The sequence below is a fragment of the Trichodesmium erythraeum IMS101 genome (assembly GCF_000014265.1).
GTDB lineage: Bacteria > Cyanobacteriota > Cyanobacteriia > Cyanobacteriales > Microcoleaceae > Trichodesmium > Trichodesmium erythraeum.
This window is the reverse complement of the sequence record NC_008312.1, coordinates 112,207-130,049: the sequence shown is the minus strand read 5'-3', so window position 1 is coordinate 130,049 and position 17,843 is coordinate 112,207. Positions and strand designations below refer to the sequence as shown.

Here is a 17,843-nt window from a genome sequence, read left to right as displayed (position 1 = left end):
ATATTAATAGCAATTTATGTCTGTATTTAACACCTATTCTGAACTATATAAATAGCTATTCAGTTTGTATTTAATTACAAAACTAGCATTAGGTAAATCCTAATTCATAAAAACATTAATTTACCCCTTTGCTTCTGTTACCGGAGAAACAATATGTAGACATTTATCACCCATCATAACTAACCGTAAACCAGGCTGATGTATAATAATAATTTATTTGCCAAAGGTATGACGAAAAAAACTAAATTTTTGTACCCTATCTATCACTTTTTGAAATCTAGAAAATTTAGCTTTGGGTAAAATAATTCTATAATTAGGATAAAATGCAATTTCTCCTCCATCAACTTTGTTCAAATACAACAAAGCTGTAATAATATTTCGAGCATAATGCCAAGGATATTTACCTTTTTTTTCAATAATATTAGTATTGCACCCAACCTGAGATATTGTCAAGGAAAAAGTTGTTTATTTGTTAGATTTTTAATAACTTGATTCACAGTTTCGCATAGTTTTTGAGATTTTGGAATCTGAGGCTGAATTATTTTTCCATATCTGACAAAATAACTTCAGGGTATGGGTTTAATATTGCGATAAATTTCAGGAACATAATTTGTCTGGTGAGAATCAGTAATTGGCTATAATCAATAATTACATTCTGCCTAATAAATAAAATTTATTTGCAAAAATTATCCTGTAATTTTTAATTCTTTTTAGGACGTAATTTGAGAGTAGTTAATGTTAATTTATCTAGGATTTTTTCTATTTCATATAGTTAAATTAATCCCAAGGAAACTTGGGATTAATATTGTTATGCTTATTGTCATTCAAAAACTTCAATTTACTTAGAAAACAGATAATGACAAATAATACTTAGGTCAGTTATTAAGTCAGACCTTTTTTTGAGTCATAATTTATGCATGCCCTTCTACTATAATATTTTAACAGCAATTTACCGAAAAAATTTAAAGTATAAAGCCTCTCCATTTATGAATAAAAATTTTTTTTAGCTTAATTCTATTCTTTTTTATAAGCTACATTCCCCACGTCAAAACGTAATATTTTAGGCTAGCCATTGAAAGCCTTGCCTGGGAATAACCATGAAGTTTATAAGTAAAAATAAATATTATAAAAACTATTGATAGTAATTATTAATCAAAGAAGCTGTCATCCACCTTCTTCCTTAAAAAATACTGTTTTAGTATGCTTTTCGTGGGAAATTTGGGTTACAAAAAGAGATAATAATTAATTATTAATTATTAATTGTTGAACACCTACAGCTTTCTAATTATTGACACCAGTTAGACAAATTTTCTAATCTGCTAAAACCATCAATTATTATCCCTAAATTTTCTAACTTTTCCAGAGATAAATATTGAATATTCTCTTTAATTATAGCAAAAATTTATGCTGAAAATTTTCTCTCCAGTTGACCTAATATTAGCCTTTACATTCACAACTTACCTGCTTCTAACCCTTGCTCTATTCCTTGTTGCCCTCCCTCTTCTCGTCCCTCTTCTCGTCCCTCCTGTCGAGCTAGTATAATTTGACCCGCACGGTCTTCTAAAAATACTTCCCCCTTGTGTACTTCCTCTAATTCTTTTCTTAATAGATTTGTCATATTAGCAATATTTAAAACTTTTTATATCTCTTCTATTTCTGCTAAATTAGTGAAAATTACTTCTAGACTTGGAGTTAATTTCACAAAATAAATCCATTTATCTGTGATGTTTTCTAGCTCATCTAATGTTTTCATTAATTTTGGTAATTAAACAAATATCATTGCTACTTCTTCATCTATATAGTCAAATGATTTCTCTTTCTCCTTAAACAAAAAATGATTAATATATTAATCTGTTTTCTCAAACATTTTAAAATCTTTAATCGTTAAAGCAATTGCTGGTTTTAATATTCGATATCCCTCTCCAGTATCTAATTAATTCCCATAAGTTTTACATAGATTATAAACTACTCGCTTTTCAAATACTGAAACGTTTAAAACTTGCATTGAAATTATCACATTCGAGCCATTATTTAAGAGAGCTTTTACATCTAGATAAATATCTTTTAAACTAATGACATCTCCCGGACTATAGGGGTCGATTATTTCTAAATCTTGAATTATTGATTTACCAGAATATATTAAAGCATTCAAAAAACTAATTAATATATCTTTACTATAAGTAGAGCCAAATATTTTTTTGAAAGCAAAGTCTATTTTTTAGCTAATAAATATCATGATTTTACTATATTAATTAGGGCAAGTATTTCCTGGAAAATCCTAGGAAGCAACAGGATATTATAGTTATTAATTTAAACACTATAAATAACTAGATTATAGGGTGTGGATATCACCTCTGTTTGTCCTATAAAAATTCCTTTTAGAGTAAACGAAGGAAATAGTTGTTTCTTAATTTTATTCACTATTATTGTTAGTTTATTTCTCAAATTATCCTTGCTATTAATTCCTTTTTTAATGAGAATGCCAAGAAAATAAAACGATATAGAACCAATAGTCCAGTACACAATAATTTGTGCTATAAAATTAAGCTTTGTATGCTTTAATAAAAAATATAATACCTGCTGAAAATTGTGCCGCTAATAGCAATTTTTAGATGAAATTATATTTCATAATAAAAATCAAATAACTTTTGTATCTTTAGTATTCTAAATCTCAACTCATTTTATACTATTTGAAAATAATTACAGCACTTTTCAAGATAGTGAGATACAGTTCAACATTAAAACATTCAACACTTCTGTAAAGATAGGTCTACCTCGTTAGTCTGAGAAACGCTATACATCTTTCTATCCCTGAACTATTCTAAAACCAACATGCTGATAAAAGTTAGGTCGGAACCAATTACGATAATATCTGAAAGCTTCTGTACCGCTAGTTATCCAACATCCTCCTAACATCATATTATGTCTACTATTAAAAAACGGAGCAGAATAATTTTCATATAGTTGATGAGTTTTATATCCTGAAAGAGGATTCAAATTATCACTTAACCATTCCCAAACATTACCCCGTAAATCATATAATCCTGATTCATTTTTTGCAGTTTCTAATAAACCAACTGGAGTTGGAGAACCAAATTTTAAATTCAAATTGTAATTATCTACCTCTACTTTTCTACCATTACCATAAGTTGCTAAATTATATTCTGCTTCACTCATTAACCTAGTATTTTTACCTCTCCAACTACAATAAGCCATTGCTTCATAATGATTGACTTCCACAGGCCAATTTAAAGGTAAATTAATTGCATCAAACATGGCTCGATATCTATATATAGATGTACCATTTTCAGGTATCCAAAATTTTGGATGTTTGATATTATTTTCATTTTTCCAATGCCAAGATTCTTGAGTCCAATAATCTTGATTTTCGTAACCACCACCCTTGACAAATTCTAAAAATTCTGCATTAGTAATTAAATATTTACTAGCAACAAAAGGTGCAACTTTAACTTGGCGATCGCCGTATTCAATATCCCAACCATAAGTAGGATCATCTTCTGGCTTACCCAGTTTAACTACTCCACCAGAAACTTCTATCATCTCATTCTCAACCACCTCACCATTAGTAGGAGCATATTGCCAATTACTAGGACGTCTTAGTTTTTCAGTCGGTAGTTGCCGAAACAACATTGAAGAAGTCTCAATATGAATACGTTGATGCTCAATACCCATCATCAATGCCCAAAGAGGATGATCTTGATGGATGGGTAGATTTAAAGGGGTTTTCTCAATTAGGCTTATAACGCTTTGATAGACTTTTTTTCGATACTGCCAAACATCTTCAAGTTGAGGCCAGTTAATGTGAGCGATCGCCTGATCTAACTCTTCTGATTTTTTTGGATCTACTCCTAACTCAAATAATCTTTCATAGTTAAAGTTGATAGGCTTTTCTAATAATCCCACGAAAACTAATTTATTGATGTAAAAAACCGCCGTATGTCCGAGATAAAAAATTAGAGGATTTCTCAAAGGATCGGGTTTTGAATAAAACGTTTCTTCTCCCACTAAACTATGCATTAAAAGATCTTCAATTTCCCAAGCATTCTTAAAATATTCAAGGATATATTGGCGAAAATCAAGGTCAGCATGACAACTATCAAGTTTTGGTGGAGTAGTAGATTTTATACTGTTCATAATTGTTATAAATAGAAAAAAATTTAATCTCTAAATTTTGCAATTTAAGATATTTAAATTCCAGATAATTATACTATTTCATGGAATTTATAGATTCATTTATTAAGATTTTTAAAATCAAAAACTTTGAGGTTCTCAGTCATTCTAGGAAATTATGTCTGAAATATTTAAAGTGAATTAGTATTAGTAAGCATTCAGGTATCAAGACTCAGCAAAAGCTTTTTTGAATTAATTAGGAAACCTACTTGTATGGATAGTTAAGGTTAGTAAATGTATTTTTAACTATAGCTAAGAATATTATTTGAGTAGAAAAAAAATAACATAACTAATTCATTATTTATAAAGCTAATAACTGAGATATGACAGTGAAGTGCTTACCATACTTTTTTATTTATTTCCTGAAGTTAAGTTTGACAAAGAATTAATCCAAACCACTTTTGAGGGTCTGTCCAAACTTTCCTAACTTTTAATCCTTTAGCTTCAAGCTCTGTTGGTAAAAGTGCTAGATTGAATTTGCGAGAAATTTCAGTTAGAATACTTTCCCCTGCCTGAAAATTAACTTTTAAATCTAGAATATCCAGAGAAAATGTTACATTTTCTTCGCAATATAGATACATTTCTATTTGACTTTTAGCTTGATTATAAATTGCTTCATGACTGAAGAAATTGAGGTCAAAATTTCCTTGAAAACGCCAATTTAAATGAGATAAAATATTCAGATTAAAAGCAGCCGTAACTCCTTGAGTATCGTTATAGGCAGATTCTAAAATTTCTTGATTTTTGTGCAAATCAATACCTAGCAAAAAATAATTTTCTGGCTGTAAACTTCTAGTAATCTGATTCAATAAATTGTCAAATTCTTGTCTAGGAAAATTACCAGCAGAACTTCCGATAAAACAAATTGTTCGTGATTTTTTAGGAGTTGATTTTAGGTAGGCTAAAGTTTGTTGGTAAGTTCCAAGTAATCCCTCAATAGTGAAATCTGGATATTTTTTTTGTAGGTCTAATACACTAGTTTTGAGTATTCCTCCACTCACATCAGTTGGTATGTATGTAAAGTAATTATCTACTTCTTGATAAGCATCTAACAATAAGCGAGTTTTAGTAGAACTGCCACTACCTAATTCCACTAGTTCACGACTACCAGTTATTTGAGCAATTTCATCAGCATATTCTTTTAAGATAGAAGTTTCTGTACGAGTCGGGTAATATTCAGGTAACTCACAGATTTGTTCAAAGAGTTTAGAACCATGATCATCGTAAAAATACTTGGGTGGCAAACTCTTGGGACTTCTACTTAATCCTCTAATCACATCTTCTCCATCATTTTTCACAGCTTGATAGCTATCATTGAGAATTTTCACAAGTTTAGGGGGCATCGTTTAATTCCTACATAGAGGTGGACACTCAATAGTTTTTTGTTGACCAAATTATGGACAAAAAAAATATAATTATAATATTATAATAGCGATAATTTTAGTATAAATTTTGTTTAAAGTAAATACACAGATAATTAGATTAATCATTCCTAGTTTAGTCTTCTTCTATCCCTAAAATAAAACCATAAAAAAATAAAATTATACCATCTAATCGAAGTCATTGTACACTCTGAATAGCATAAAAATAATAATCAAAAATAACTATTATTCAATGAAAAGTCACTATCATAAATGTTATGATAACTGATAATTAACATTTTGTAAAATTACCATAATGTCATCTTTAACAAAAGCATTAGTAGTGTTTATATGATATCCGGTTGAATACTTATAAATCAATAATTAGGGAATAAAGAGAAAGGAATAAAAGAAAAATTAAATTGTAAAAGATGAAATTATTTGTGAGCACTAATTAAGTAGAAATAATATTATAGAATATAATTATACAATAATTAATATTATAAACATATAAAATATCAAAGTTATAACTGTCTTATTGATGCGGATGCTAATTCCCGAAAATAATGCTATACTTTCTCAAAACTTCAAGAATTAAGTGATAAACAAGGTGAGCAATGTTTTTAATGGTTCTAAGCAAAGAAGGCGATTATTATTTACTCGTTCAGCCCCAGGACTTAGCTTTTTTACATGGAAGGTTCCTACCTACTCTCAAGAAGATACAGCAATACTTTTGAGATTTGATATTATACTAATCCTGATAAATATTTGCTACAAATAGCTAGGAATTTTTTTTTGCGTCAGGCGGACTAAGTCAAATAGGAATAGGTTCGATACTACTTCTTAGTTTATAACTGATATTTTTTAATTAAAGGAACACCTATTATCAAGTCTTTTTCTAGTCCTTGTTATTAGAAAACATTCTTTTTTCACCCTTGTTATTAGATGTTTTCTGGAATAAAAAATGCCTAAATTTTAGTCTAGGCAAGGAAACTATCCTGGTTCCCTAAAAATGGCTATAATAATTGGCAATGAAGAATTAATTTTTTTTTATTCAAAGCATTTATCTATATATATTTGAACCTATTTTTTGACTTATTTTTTGTGTAATTTCTATTATGTTTGTTCAAGTCAAACTGACTATTATCCAAGGAAGTCTGAGTGGCAAAGAATTTATATTTGAAGAAAGAAGTATCTGTATTATCGGTCGTCATCACAACTGTCACATAAGACTACCAAATAATGAAGAACATCGTACTATTTCTCGTTATCATTGCATACTTGACATTAATTATCCTTATGTACAAATATATGATTTTGGCAGTAAAAATGGTACTTATATTAATGGTAAAAAAATTGGAAAACTTCAAGCAAAATATAAATCTGAAGCTACGGCAAAAATGCAGTTTCCTGAATATGATTTAAAATCAGGAGACAAAATTCAATTAGGTACAACTATTTTTCAGCTAAGTATTGAAACTCAAATAGAGATTCCTCCAGAGACGATTTCTATACCTAAAATTACCCAGACAGAAACTATTGAATTATCGGCTAAATCAACAAAATCAGGAAACAATAATATCATCATTACAATTCCCAAAGGTTATAGGTTCATAAAATTACTAGATAAAGGTAGGTTGGGAGAAGTTTATTTAGTCAGAAATACATCTACTCAAAAATTAATGGTTTTCAAAACAATCTTGCCAGAAGTTGCTATCCATTCTCAGGCTATAAATCGTTTTTTAGTAGAAATAGAAAATATTAAAGCTTTAAATCATAGGAATGTTGTGAAATTGAAGGATTATAGTTATAGTGAGCAGAGATTTTTTTTGACTTTAGAATATTGTAATGGTGATAGTATTGAGGATTTGTTGGACCGTTGTGGTGATCGATTATCTATTAGTATGTCAGTCGCAATTATTATACAAGCTTTAGATGGTTTAGAATATGCTCATAATGCAGAAATTCCTTACATTCAAAAAGCAGATGGTAGTTTTGGTACAGGGAAAGGTTTAGTTCACGGGCGTATTAAACCAGCTAATATTTTTATAAGTAATATAAATAGCTCAACAGTGGTAAAAATAGCAAATTATGGAATAGCAAAAGCTTTTAATTTAGCTGGTTTTAGTAGGCAAATAATCACAAGAAACAAAGGTGAAACTTTTCGGTTTATGCCCAGGCAACAAATAATTAATTTTAAACATATAAAACCGGAAGTAGATGTTTGGGCAATGGCAGCAACTTTATATAATATGTTAACTGGTGAATATCCCCGTGATTTTGTTGGGAAAGACCCAATTTTAACTATATTGCAAACTAAACCTGTGCCAATTAGACAAAGAAATATTTATATTCCCCAATTATTAGCAGAAGTAATTGATTTAGCATTAATTGATGAGCCAGAAATTTATTTTAAAACTGCTGAAGAATTTAGACAGGCATTATTAACTAGTGATTTTAGTTGAATCAACAGGTACGTAAAATTAATTATACATTTTGTTAAGCTGAACATCTTATACGTAGATATTACATAAAACTATACTAGGATTACAATGATTGTTTAATTGCTTAGTTATATTTTAAGTAATTTCATGGGCATAAGCTGTTAACTATTTAGATTGCTTATTCTAATAACAACCAATTCAAGCAAAAACTTTGTACAGTAAAAAATTGGCTATTTTGCTAAAATTTATGATAATTCGTTGAAATGCTTAACAGCTTAGTATAATATTTTTATATATAAAATAAAAAAATATTATCAAATTGATGGATTGTAATTTTTATTAGTCAGGACTTACCCCAAAACACTATATATAGTGTATGAAAATAAGATCAATCTTTACCCTCTATTTTAGAAGATACAGCACTCCGCTACCCTCCGCGATCGCTTAACTATTTATTCAAAAAAAACTGCAGTTCTTCAAGTTAAAATTGGCTTCATTTTAATTGAATGATGTTTCAATTTAAGTTCTGCAAATATTCTGATCACAATTCGTGGCTGTTCTTTATAAAAACTTTTTCCTATTTTTACAGCAAATATTTTGAAAAAAATCCACACGCTCTATCCCACAACCAATATAATTTTTGGAGATTTTTTCTATGACAACATTAACAAAATTTTCTGGCCTGTTAATTCCTTAATTTATCCATTGAGATCTTCAATGTTGGATATATTTCGAGACTCAAAAAAGCCTGGTTTTTGATTAAAAGATTAGACAAATACCCTGCTCAAATAAAGTCCCTATGTGGCGGGTAAGATGGCCGCACCACAGAGGTTAGACTATGATTTTTGTACCTTATAGAACCCTTAAGCTGGAACTTTAACTACCTCATTAGCAGACAAACAAAAAGCTTTATGAATAGCTTGCAATGCCTTCACACCATCCTCCTCTTCTACCACACAACTAATTTTAATTTCCGAAGTGGTAATCATCAAAATATTGATTTGACTTGCTGCCAACGCCTCAAACATCTGTGCTGCTACCCCTGGATGAGAAATCATTCCGGAGCCAACTACACTCACTTTCGCGATACTACTCTCCAATACCACTTCTCCCCAACCAAAGTCAGCCGCTGTATTTGCCAAAATTTGATATGCAGTTTCTCCCTCTGGTTGAGATACAGTAAAAGCAATATCACGAGTCAAAACTCCATCCACACTGTGGCAGCGTTGAGATTGAATAATCATATCTACACTAATATTCTGCTGCGCCAACAAACCAAATATCTTGGCTGCCATTCCTGGATGATCCGGAACTTGACGCACTGCCAGTCTTGCTTGCTTTATATCCAAAGCCACCCCTCGCACTGGTGGGGGCACTTCTTCCGACTCACCAGCAGTAGAGCTACTGGAAATATCTGCAACATCCACATCAAATGCTTGACACAAAGAATTAACTGTTTTTTTACAGTCTTCTGCATCTACTACACAACTGACCTTAACCTCCGAAGTGGAAATCATTATTATATTGACTCCTGCTGCTGCCAGAGCTTCAAACATTTTGGCTGCTACTTCTGGTCGCCCGATCATTCCCGCACCCACAAGACTAACTTTGGCAATAGGTCGCTCTTCTGTTTTAACTTCTGGTTCCCCCAAACTGGGGTGAGCATTTTTTCCTAAAGCCGGCAGCATAGCATCTGCAACTGCTGCTGCTTGTTTCAATACATCTTTACTGACGGTAAACGCAATATCATTAGTATTGCTTTCGTGAATAGATTGAATAATCAAATCTACATCTATATTTTGTAGAGCAATACCAGAAAATAATTGGGCTGCCACACCAGGGCGATCCGGAAGGCGCAGCATAGAAATTCCAGCTTGGTTAGTATCATATTCTACGGCGTCTACAGGTTTAGTTAATTCTAAATCTTGCAAGGCAGGACGTTTGGGTATTGCTGAAACTACACGGGTACCTGGTGCATCGCTCCAACTTGATAAGACTACTAATGGCATTCCATAATTTCGAGCAATTTCAACAGCCCTAGGATGTAGCACTTTTGCTCCTAAGCTTGCCAACTCCAACATTTCATCACAGGTAATTTCTGACATTAACTGTGCTTCAGGTACTATGCGGGGATCAGTTGTTAAAATTCCGGGTACGTCTGTATATATTTCACACCTTTGTGCTTGGAGTGCTGCAGCTAAAGCAACTGCGGAAGTATCTGAACCACCTCTACCTAATGTTGTGATTTCCTGATGGCGAGTCTGACTAATACCTTGGAAACCTGCAACAACTACAACCTCTCCCAGTTGCAGATGTTCTTCTATCCGTTCGGTTTGAATATGTAAAATACGAGCCCGGGAATGTTGAGCTTCTGTGACTATTCCTACCTGGGCTCCAGTGAGGGAAATAGCTGGTACTCCCAACTCTTGTAAGGCCATACTCACTAGAGCGATAGTAACTTGTTCTCCTGTAGATAGTAACATATCCATTTCTCGGCGACAGGGGTTGGGGGAGATGTCGTTTGCTAGTTTGACTAGGGTATCTGTGGTTTTTCCCATCGCTGATACGACTACTACTACTGAGCGATCGCTAGCTGTTTTAGCAATACGTTGGGCCACGGCTTTAATCCTTTCCACAGACCCTACTGATGTGCCACCGTATTTTTGGACTATTAGCATATTGATTTAAGAATTAGATTTTTAACAGATAAATTGTATTAATTTTAAATTCTTGTGTTCAAATTTTTTAACTCGATTAACTATGGAGCTAAAGTTAGCTATAAATCTACAAATTGGGTATTACCTTCCAATCCTACTACTAGATTTTTTGATGACTTGTTTACCTAATTTATTCAGGCAAATACCACTAAGCGATCGCTGGCCATTTTAGTGATATTATTACTCAGAATAGCTAACTTGAAATAGATTTTCCCTAAAGTAACTATTCTCAATTTTCCTATTGTCGATGCTCATGTCCATTTGTGGAACCTTCAACAATTTGACTATTTGTGGTTGAAGAATTGTCCACCACTCCAGCATCCTTTTCTTGTGCCTGATTTTCAAAACGCCTGTAATCCAGTTATAGTCGATACAATGGTTTTTGTTGAATGTGAAATTAATCTTTCCCAAAGGATAGATAAAACAAATTGGGTAGCTTCATTAGCATCCGAAAATTCTATTATTCAAAGAATTGTAGTTTTCTGTGGTTTGGAAAAAGGTCAACAGATTAGATCTACCACTCGAAAAATTATCTGCCATTCCAAAGGCTAAGGGGGTTCGACGACTTATTCAAGAAGAAGATTTAGAATTTTATTTAAATCCCAATTTTATTCAGGGACTCCAGTTATTGCCTGAATTTGATTTGAGTTTTAATATTTGCATTTACCACAAGCACCTGGAGAATATCATCAAAATGGTGTAGAAATGTCCCAAAGTATTCTTTATGCTTAACCATATTGGTAAACCAAATATTAAAGACCAGTTGTTTGAACCCTGGAAATTACAAATTCAGGAACTAGCAGCATTTCCCAATATTTATTGTAAGATATCGGGACTAGTAACTGAAGCAGATCATCAAAACTGGACTGAAAAACAGTTAAAACCTTATATAGATTGGACAATCACTTGTTTCGGCTGGGATCGAGTTCTCTGTGGTAGTGATTGGCCCGTGTTTCAACTTGCTACCGAGTATCCTCGTTAGGTAGAAGTATTAGAATTAGCTATTCATGAATGTACTCCAGAACAAAAGCGTAAACTGTTTCGAGAAAATGCATTACACTTTTACCGACTAAATTAAACATTTCCAAAAAATACTAAGTTTTAAATGGTAGGATAAGGATTTGATAATCTTTTCGTGCTTTAGGTAAGATATCTACTGTCTAGTAGATCTATTTATTGTTGTAGATTACCAAGCTTTTATCATTATTAATACCTTGAAAATCAAACCCTACTTCATTGAATGATTTCTGATAAGTATCCAACTTAAACAAGATAATAGTTACTTTTTCTTGAGCTAAAAATTCAGCCTTTTCTTAAGGCAATAGCTTTTTTTTACGATATCAATTCCAAACTTTTGTATATTTCAAAAAATGAACCTCCTTTTCGTAAATGACCAACTAAATTTTTGAGTTATTAATAGTTAGTTTCAACATCAGGAATATGACTGACTAACTCTAAGCGATCGCCACAACTAACAAATAGCCAAACTCCTCAATTTGATATAGCAACATCAAAAGTTGTATTTAGTTCCATTGTTAGAGCATCAGCTACAATTAACTTAGCTTTATTTCCCAAACATTTTTTAGTAATTTACATAAACGATAGTGTAATATCAACCCCCGTAAACTCACAAGTATTGTCAAGTTTCATGTACTTTTCTGCAAGTAATCCCGTTCCTACTCCTAGTTCAAAATATGACAATTATTACCTACAATTAAGTATCTTAGTTTAGCTCTATCATCATAGTTATAGTAACCATAAATCATCAATCAATACTAATAATTAGTAATTATTTTATATTGATTAACCATTTTTTTAATTAAATTTATTACCCAAATTTTTAGCTTTATTTCCCAAACATTTTTTAGTAATTTACAGAAACCATAGTGTAATATCAACCCCCGTAAACTCACAAGTATTGTCAAGTTTCATGTACTTTTCTGCAAGTAATCCCGTTCCTACTCCTAGTTCAAAATATGACAATTATTACCTACAATTAAGTATATTAGTTTAGCTCTATCATCATAGTTATAGTAACCATAAATCATCAATCAATACTAATAATTAGTAATTATTTTATATTGATTAACCATTTTTTTAATTAAATTTATTACCCAAATTTTTAGATTTAATCATATCAAAAAAAACCATTTTTTTAAAAAAAATTATATTAGTTAATTTTGAGAAATTATTTTTATTATTTATGAGCATTTTTTACGAATTGTTTATAAATTTACCATAAATTTTTAGCCTTAGCACCAGCATTTATAATCCTCAACCTTTGATTTAATCTCTGAGTTTAATAAACTGAAAAATACAATTTATTATTACCTTACTTTTCTATGAATAAAAATCATAACTATTCAGGAATTTGCCATAAATTTTCAGCTTCAGTACCAGCAGTTTTCATCCTCAATTTTTGACTTAATCTCTGAGTTTGAGAAACTGAAAAATGTGACCTCCAATCTCCCACCTTTCCTTGACGAATAAATGGAGTCATATTAACAGGACGTTGACTAGACCAACGACTTTGATTTTGGCTCATACTAGTAAAACTTGTATGATGAAGAATGCTTTCTAGAATTTGTAGATTTTCGATTTTTTCTAGATAATTATCACCTAAAAATTTTGCCATAGCAATAATATTCATTTTCGGGTCATTTTTCATAGATTCATAAGTTAGAAACAGAACATTTTGATCATTTTTATGTTGAACCCAAGAAAGCAAATGATCGAAGTAATCTCCCCAGTCTACTTCTCCAGTAATAAAACATTCAAAAAAATCATCAAATGTACCTTCAGCAAAATCATAATGTTTGATAAATCCTTGAGTATGATAATAAAAAGAAACAGCACAGTCAAAAGGATTACGAGCTACATAAATGTATTTTGTATCAGGATTATAGGGAGTTAAATTATAAGTTAAATGAGTTTTTATAAAACGAGGTTTCGATAAATATTTAACAAAATCACCTCCGACTTCTTCCAAATGAGGAACTTCTAAATTAATATTTTTATCTAAAGGTAATGGTTTTCCATCGTGGGATAACATCCAAATAATATGTTGAGTCCAAGTTGTTCCGCATTTAGGATAAGTAACAATAAAAGTATCTTTTTCTTGAGCTTGATATGTAATTCCAGAGTCAAAATTTTCTGGAGTAAATCCCATTGGTAAGCGAAAATTTTTGTGTAGTTTATAGCTTGGTTTTATACTTTTTTTCATCAAAGCAAGCTCCTGTTTATAACAAATTTACTAGTAGTTTACAAAGCATTTTTTTGATCATATTTTGACTATAAATTTATAATTGTAGTTCAAGTCAGAATAACTTAATAGAAGTAAATATGCAATCCATAACTTTGGAAAAATTACTTTATGAAAGGCTGGAAAAGAACTTTTATGAGTATAAAACCCAAGCCCATCGTAATTGGAAACAACTTTTAAATACACAATTAGAAACTATTGAAAGTCGAGCAATGAAAAATTTATTGCTGGAAAAGAACTTTTATCAGTATAAAACCCAAGCCCATCGTAATTGGAAACAACCTTTAAATACACAATTAGAAACTATTGAAAGTCGAGCAATGAAAAATTTATTGCAGGTTTAGCAAAAATCAAAAATTTGATTCAAGATATTCCTAATATTAATCATCTTTCAGACTTTTTACAAGAACAAATTGGATAGCAATTATGGCCAGTTATAGGATTATTAGAAGCAGACACATTTTTTTATCTGCTTTCTCATCGTTATTTTGCCATAGCAACTTTTATCAGATCGGATACTGATATTAATTTTTCTCGACTTCTCAATCTTTGGCATGATATTTTTGGTCATCTTCCCTTACTTTTTTTCCTAATTTATTCTAACTTTTTAAAATATTTAGGCAATCAATATATAATTAGAAAAAATGTTAATGACCAAGATATACAACATGAAATAGCTAGACTTTTTTAGTATACAATTGAAGCTAGTGTTTGCTATGAAAAAGGGAAACTTCAAGTATATGGAGCCAGTCAACTTTCTAGTATTCAATAAATAAGATATGCCTTGAGCGATCGCCCGATTAGATATCCGTTTAAATTAGAGAAATTGATAAATTATCCTGTAAAAACTGAGCAAGTACAAGATAGGCTATTTGAGATTCCTTCCTTTGAATATGAAAGAGTAATTCAAGATAATTTTGAAAATTATATTCAATCTAATTAAAATATTGAAAATATAGAGAAAATCATCATTATAATTATTTATTATTTCTATGTTCCATCCTGATCCAGAATTGTTTGAAAATCCCAGAAATTATTATCTTAATCCCTGGATTTTTGGTATCTTAATTATTGTTGTTGTTTTCCTATTTATAATTATGTATTCTCTAGAATATCAATCCAAATTTTTAACAGACCCATTTCTCCAAGTTCCCACAAAAAATTCCATACAAGTTGTTTGGTTTACTGAATTTCCTGGCAAACGTAATCTTGTTGTTTATGGTGAAAACTTGAATCAAGTTGTTGAAGCAAATACTACTAAACTTAGTCGTACTCGTGAAGACCAAGATTCTTTTGTCGGAAAACAAACAGAAAAAGGCTTAATTTATCAACAACCTATTGTACGAAATATCTGGCGACATGAAGCCAAAGTTATTGGTTTAACTCCTAATAATTATGTGCCATACCGAGTTATTAGTGAAAGAGAAAATGGGGAAAATATAAAAAGTAAAATTTTTCATCTTGCTCCTAAACCAACCCCAGGTACACCTTTAAAAATTCTCCTAACTTCCGATCATCAATTAAAACCAATGAGTTCAGCAAATCTCCAAAAAGTAACAGAAACTTTTGATAAATTAGACGCTATTTTTTTTGCTGGAGATTTAGTTAATATTCCCGACCGTGCCTCAGAATGGTTTGACGATAATCGAGGAAATGCTTTTTTTCCAAATCTCCAAGGTAGGGCAAATTATGAATTAGAAAAAAATGGCAAAAAAACTATTTATAAAGGTGGTAAATTAATCCAAAATATGCCTCTATTTCCAGCAATTGGAAACCATGAAGTTATGGGAATATTTTCCATGGAAACTTCTTTGAACTATCAATTTAGTCAGTCATATCCCAGGCAAGCTGCCAAAGATTTATATAAACAAAACCCACAAAAATTTCAAAATATTAGCCCTGATACCTGGCTAAAAAATAATTCTTTTAATACAGAAACTTACCAAGAAATTTTTAGTCTGCCTCAAAATAGTTCAGAGAAAAAAAATTATTATGCCCTGACTTTTGGTGATATATATTTAGTAGCTTTATATATCACAAATATGTGGCGAGTGCCCCATTTAAAGGATAATGCTAGAGGCAAATATCGGGAAAGAAAACAGGATTTTAATAATCCCGCTGAATGGGGTTACGGTCAGCATATTTTTGAACCTATTATTAAAGGTAGCGAACAATATAATTGGCTAGAAAAAGAACTAGCAAGTCAGGAATTTAAACAAGCAAAATATAAAATAGTTATGTTTCATCATCCGCCTCATTCTCTTGGCGAAAATATTATTCCTGCTTATACTAATCCTATCCAATATATTGACAGAGATAAAAATGGTAAAATTACCATGATTCGTTATGAATATCCCCAACAAAACGACTATATTATTCGAGATGTTTTACCATTATTAGAAACTGCTGGTGTACAGTTAGTATTTTACGGGCATTCTCATCTTTGGAATCGTTTTATTAGTCCTGGTGGAATGCATTTTCTAGAAACATCAAATGTGGGTAATAGTTATGGAGCTTATTTAGGAAATACAAAGCGCAATATTCCTCTAAATTATCAGGAAAAATATCCTGAAGTTGGTAATCCTAATGGTTTAGAAGCAATAATTCCAACTATTGCTCCTTTACTAGATGAAAATGGTAGAAATCAGGCTTTTATTGCTAGTAATGATATTACAGCTTTTAGTATTTTTGACACAGAGACAGGAAAAGTTAGTAGTTACTATTTTGACACTAGAAAACCTAATTCTGACGTCGTAAAATTTGATGAATTTCAGCTTCAAAAATAAATATAAATTCAGTTTGTCAGACATTTTTTAATTCCAAAAATCAGCTAAATTAACTTTAACAAAACTAGCTAAAGCACAACTAAAAACACGATAAAGAATGGCAAAAGTAACTAATTTATAAAAATTTTTTGCTTTTGCCATTCTATAGCAGCAGTAGTAGGGCATCCTAAATTTCCTTGCTACAACTAACTCAGCTAATTATAAGTTTAATAATTTACTAGCTAGTAACATAAAAAGCAAATGAACAGTCAAAATTACCCCAGGAAAAATAAATACAACTAGTGCAAATTCTATAACTTTCCAGATATTAGCACTAGCTCCAATTACAGCAAAAAAATATCTGCATTAACAAAGCACTAATTTAATCTGCTACTCTTGATTTTTAGAAATATTTTGAAAACTTTGTGGCTAGAGAAACTAAAAAAGATAGATGAATTAAATTGTTACCTTACAAATGCCTAATAAACTAGCAAAACTAACATAATATTATACCTAAATCCCACTAATAGCTAATTCTTAACTTATCTAAGTAATCGTGCCAAATTCATTAAACACCTATAAAAACTAAATTATTAGTATTCTTATGAGTTCAACTAATTACAGTTCGCTGAAAAAAACTCAACCCATTTACTTAAATATTACTAAGAGCTTTTGTTGTGGAAAAAATGTGCAATAATATTGCAATAATTTGCTCAAAATAGAAGATATTAAAGTATTAGAGGGACAACAATTGAAACAAAATACTTCCGACTACATACTCTGTAATTCCCATTTATCCGTGCAGCTCCAATTAGATCGTGTCTCCTTGCATTCTCCCCCTCACCTATAAACCTATTCATTAAGTCCTAATTAGCTTATATAAATAATAATGCAACTTCACTTCTATAACCGATAATTATTGTGTTAGTAACTCATAACAATTCCTTTCATTTTATTTTATAAAGCTTGTATCTTAAAGCAAATTATTACCAACAAAAATTTGTTTTACCCGTTTCCGATAAAGTCAAGTAAATAACAATATAAAAAACTAGGTTATAGTCAAATTATCTACTGTTGTTACTGTACCTAAAAAATATCGCACA

Annotated in this window: 11 protein-coding genes and 3 pseudogenes; 6 read left to right on the top strand and 8 right to left on the bottom strand. The window is 30.8% G+C overall.

Going from position 1 to position 17,843, the window contains the following annotated elements; translation table 11 throughout:
• Positions 1–213 precede the first annotated feature (213 nt).
• From TERY_RS00385 to egtD, 5 genes are all read right to left on the bottom strand, one after another.
• Positions 214–453, bottom strand: a complete 240-nt coding sequence (locus TERY_RS00385) for a 2OG-Fe(II) oxygenase (protein ID WP_011609997.1) — start codon at positions 451–453, stop codon at positions 214–216.
• Positions 454–1,450: 997 nt separating this feature from the next.
• The gene (locus tag TERY_RS35790; RefSeq protein ID WP_370496319.1) at positions 1,451–1,618 is read right to left on the bottom strand and encodes a hypothetical protein; all 168 of its coding nucleotides are present in this window, start codon (positions 1,616–1,618) and stop codon (positions 1,451–1,453) included.
• Positions 1,619–1,933: 315 nt separating this feature from the next.
• Positions 1,934–2,215, bottom strand: a complete 282-nt coding sequence (locus TERY_RS35785) for an Rpn family recombination-promoting nuclease/putative transposase (protein WP_370497354.1) — start codon at positions 2,213–2,215, stop codon at positions 1,934–1,936.
• Positions 2,216–2,805: 590 nt separating this feature from the next.
• Complete coding sequence (gene ovoA, locus TERY_RS00375; protein WP_011609995.1) at positions 2,806–4,155, bottom strand: 5-histidylcysteine sulfoxide synthase; 1,350 nt, start codon at positions 4,153–4,155, stop codon at positions 2,806–2,808.
• 404 nt (positions 4,156–4,559) lie between these two features.
• Entirely contained in the window at positions 4,560–5,534 is a 975-nt protein-coding gene (egtD, locus tag TERY_RS00370; RefSeq protein WP_011609994.1) for an L-histidine N(alpha)-methyltransferase, read from the bottom strand.
• Between the two features lie 1,136 nt (positions 5,535–6,670).
• On the opposite strand from egtD, the gene TERY_RS00365 reads away from it, so the two are divergent.
• Positions 6,671–8,017, top strand: coding sequence for a protein kinase domain-containing protein (locus TERY_RS00365; protein WP_011609993.1), 1,347 nt, complete (start codon positions 6,671–6,673; stop codon positions 8,015–8,017).
• Between the two features lie 842 nt (positions 8,018–8,859).
• On the opposite strand, the gene TERY_RS00360 is transcribed toward TERY_RS00365, so the two are convergent.
• Positions 8,860–10,674 carry an aspartate kinase gene (locus TERY_RS00360; RefSeq protein ID WP_011609992.1) on the bottom strand — a complete coding sequence of 605 codons (1,815 nt, stop codon included), beginning with the start codon at positions 10,672–10,674 and terminating at the stop codon, positions 8,860–8,862.
• Positions 10,675–11,043: 369 nt separating this feature from the next.
• Between TERY_RS00360 and TERY_RS31955 the strand changes: the two genes are divergently transcribed.
• Both TERY_RS31955 and TERY_RS29540 read left to right on the top strand, forming a co-directional pair.
• A complete protein-coding gene (locus TERY_RS31955; protein WP_213960078.1) occupies positions 11,044–11,265 on the top strand; it encodes a hypothetical protein in 222 nt (73 codons plus the stop codon).
• 163 nt (positions 11,266–11,428) lie between these two features.
• Positions 11,429–11,695: pseudogene (locus tag TERY_RS29540) on the top strand (amidohydrolase); the annotation flags it as partial.
• Between the two features lie 1,377 nt (positions 11,696–13,072).
• On the opposite strand, the gene TERY_RS00350 reads toward TERY_RS29540, so the two are convergent.
• Entirely contained in the window at positions 13,073–13,936 is an 864-nt protein-coding gene (locus TERY_RS00350) for a sulfotransferase domain-containing protein (RefSeq protein WP_011609991.1), read from the bottom strand.
• 119 nt (positions 13,937–14,055) lie between these two features.
• Here TERY_RS00350 and TERY_RS00345 point away from each other — a divergent pair, with 119 nt between their 5' ends.
• The 3 genes and pseudogenes from TERY_RS00345 to TERY_RS00340 all read left to right on the top strand — a co-directional run bounded on the left by TERY_RS00345 (position 14,056) and on the right by TERY_RS00340 (position 16,761).
• Positions 14,056–14,319, top strand: a complete 264-nt coding sequence (locus tag TERY_RS00345; protein WP_011609990.1) for a hypothetical protein — start codon at positions 14,056–14,058, stop codon at positions 14,317–14,319.
• Between the two features lie 89 nt (positions 14,320–14,408).
• Positions 14,409–14,666: pseudogene (locus tag TERY_RS31950) on the top strand (hypothetical protein); the annotation flags it as partial.
• A gap of 301 nt (positions 14,667–14,967) precedes the next feature.
• Positions 14,968–16,761, top strand: coding sequence for a metallophosphoesterase (locus TERY_RS00340; protein ID WP_011609989.1), 1,794 nt, complete (start codon positions 14,968–14,970; stop codon positions 16,759–16,761).
• Positions 16,762–16,959: 198 nt separating this feature from the next.
• On the opposite strand, the pseudogene TERY_RS31945 reads toward TERY_RS00340, so the two are convergent.
• Positions 16,960–17,088 (bottom strand): annotated as a pseudogene (locus tag TERY_RS31945) (hypothetical protein); the annotation flags it as partial.
• Positions 17,089–17,843 lie beyond the last annotated feature (755 nt).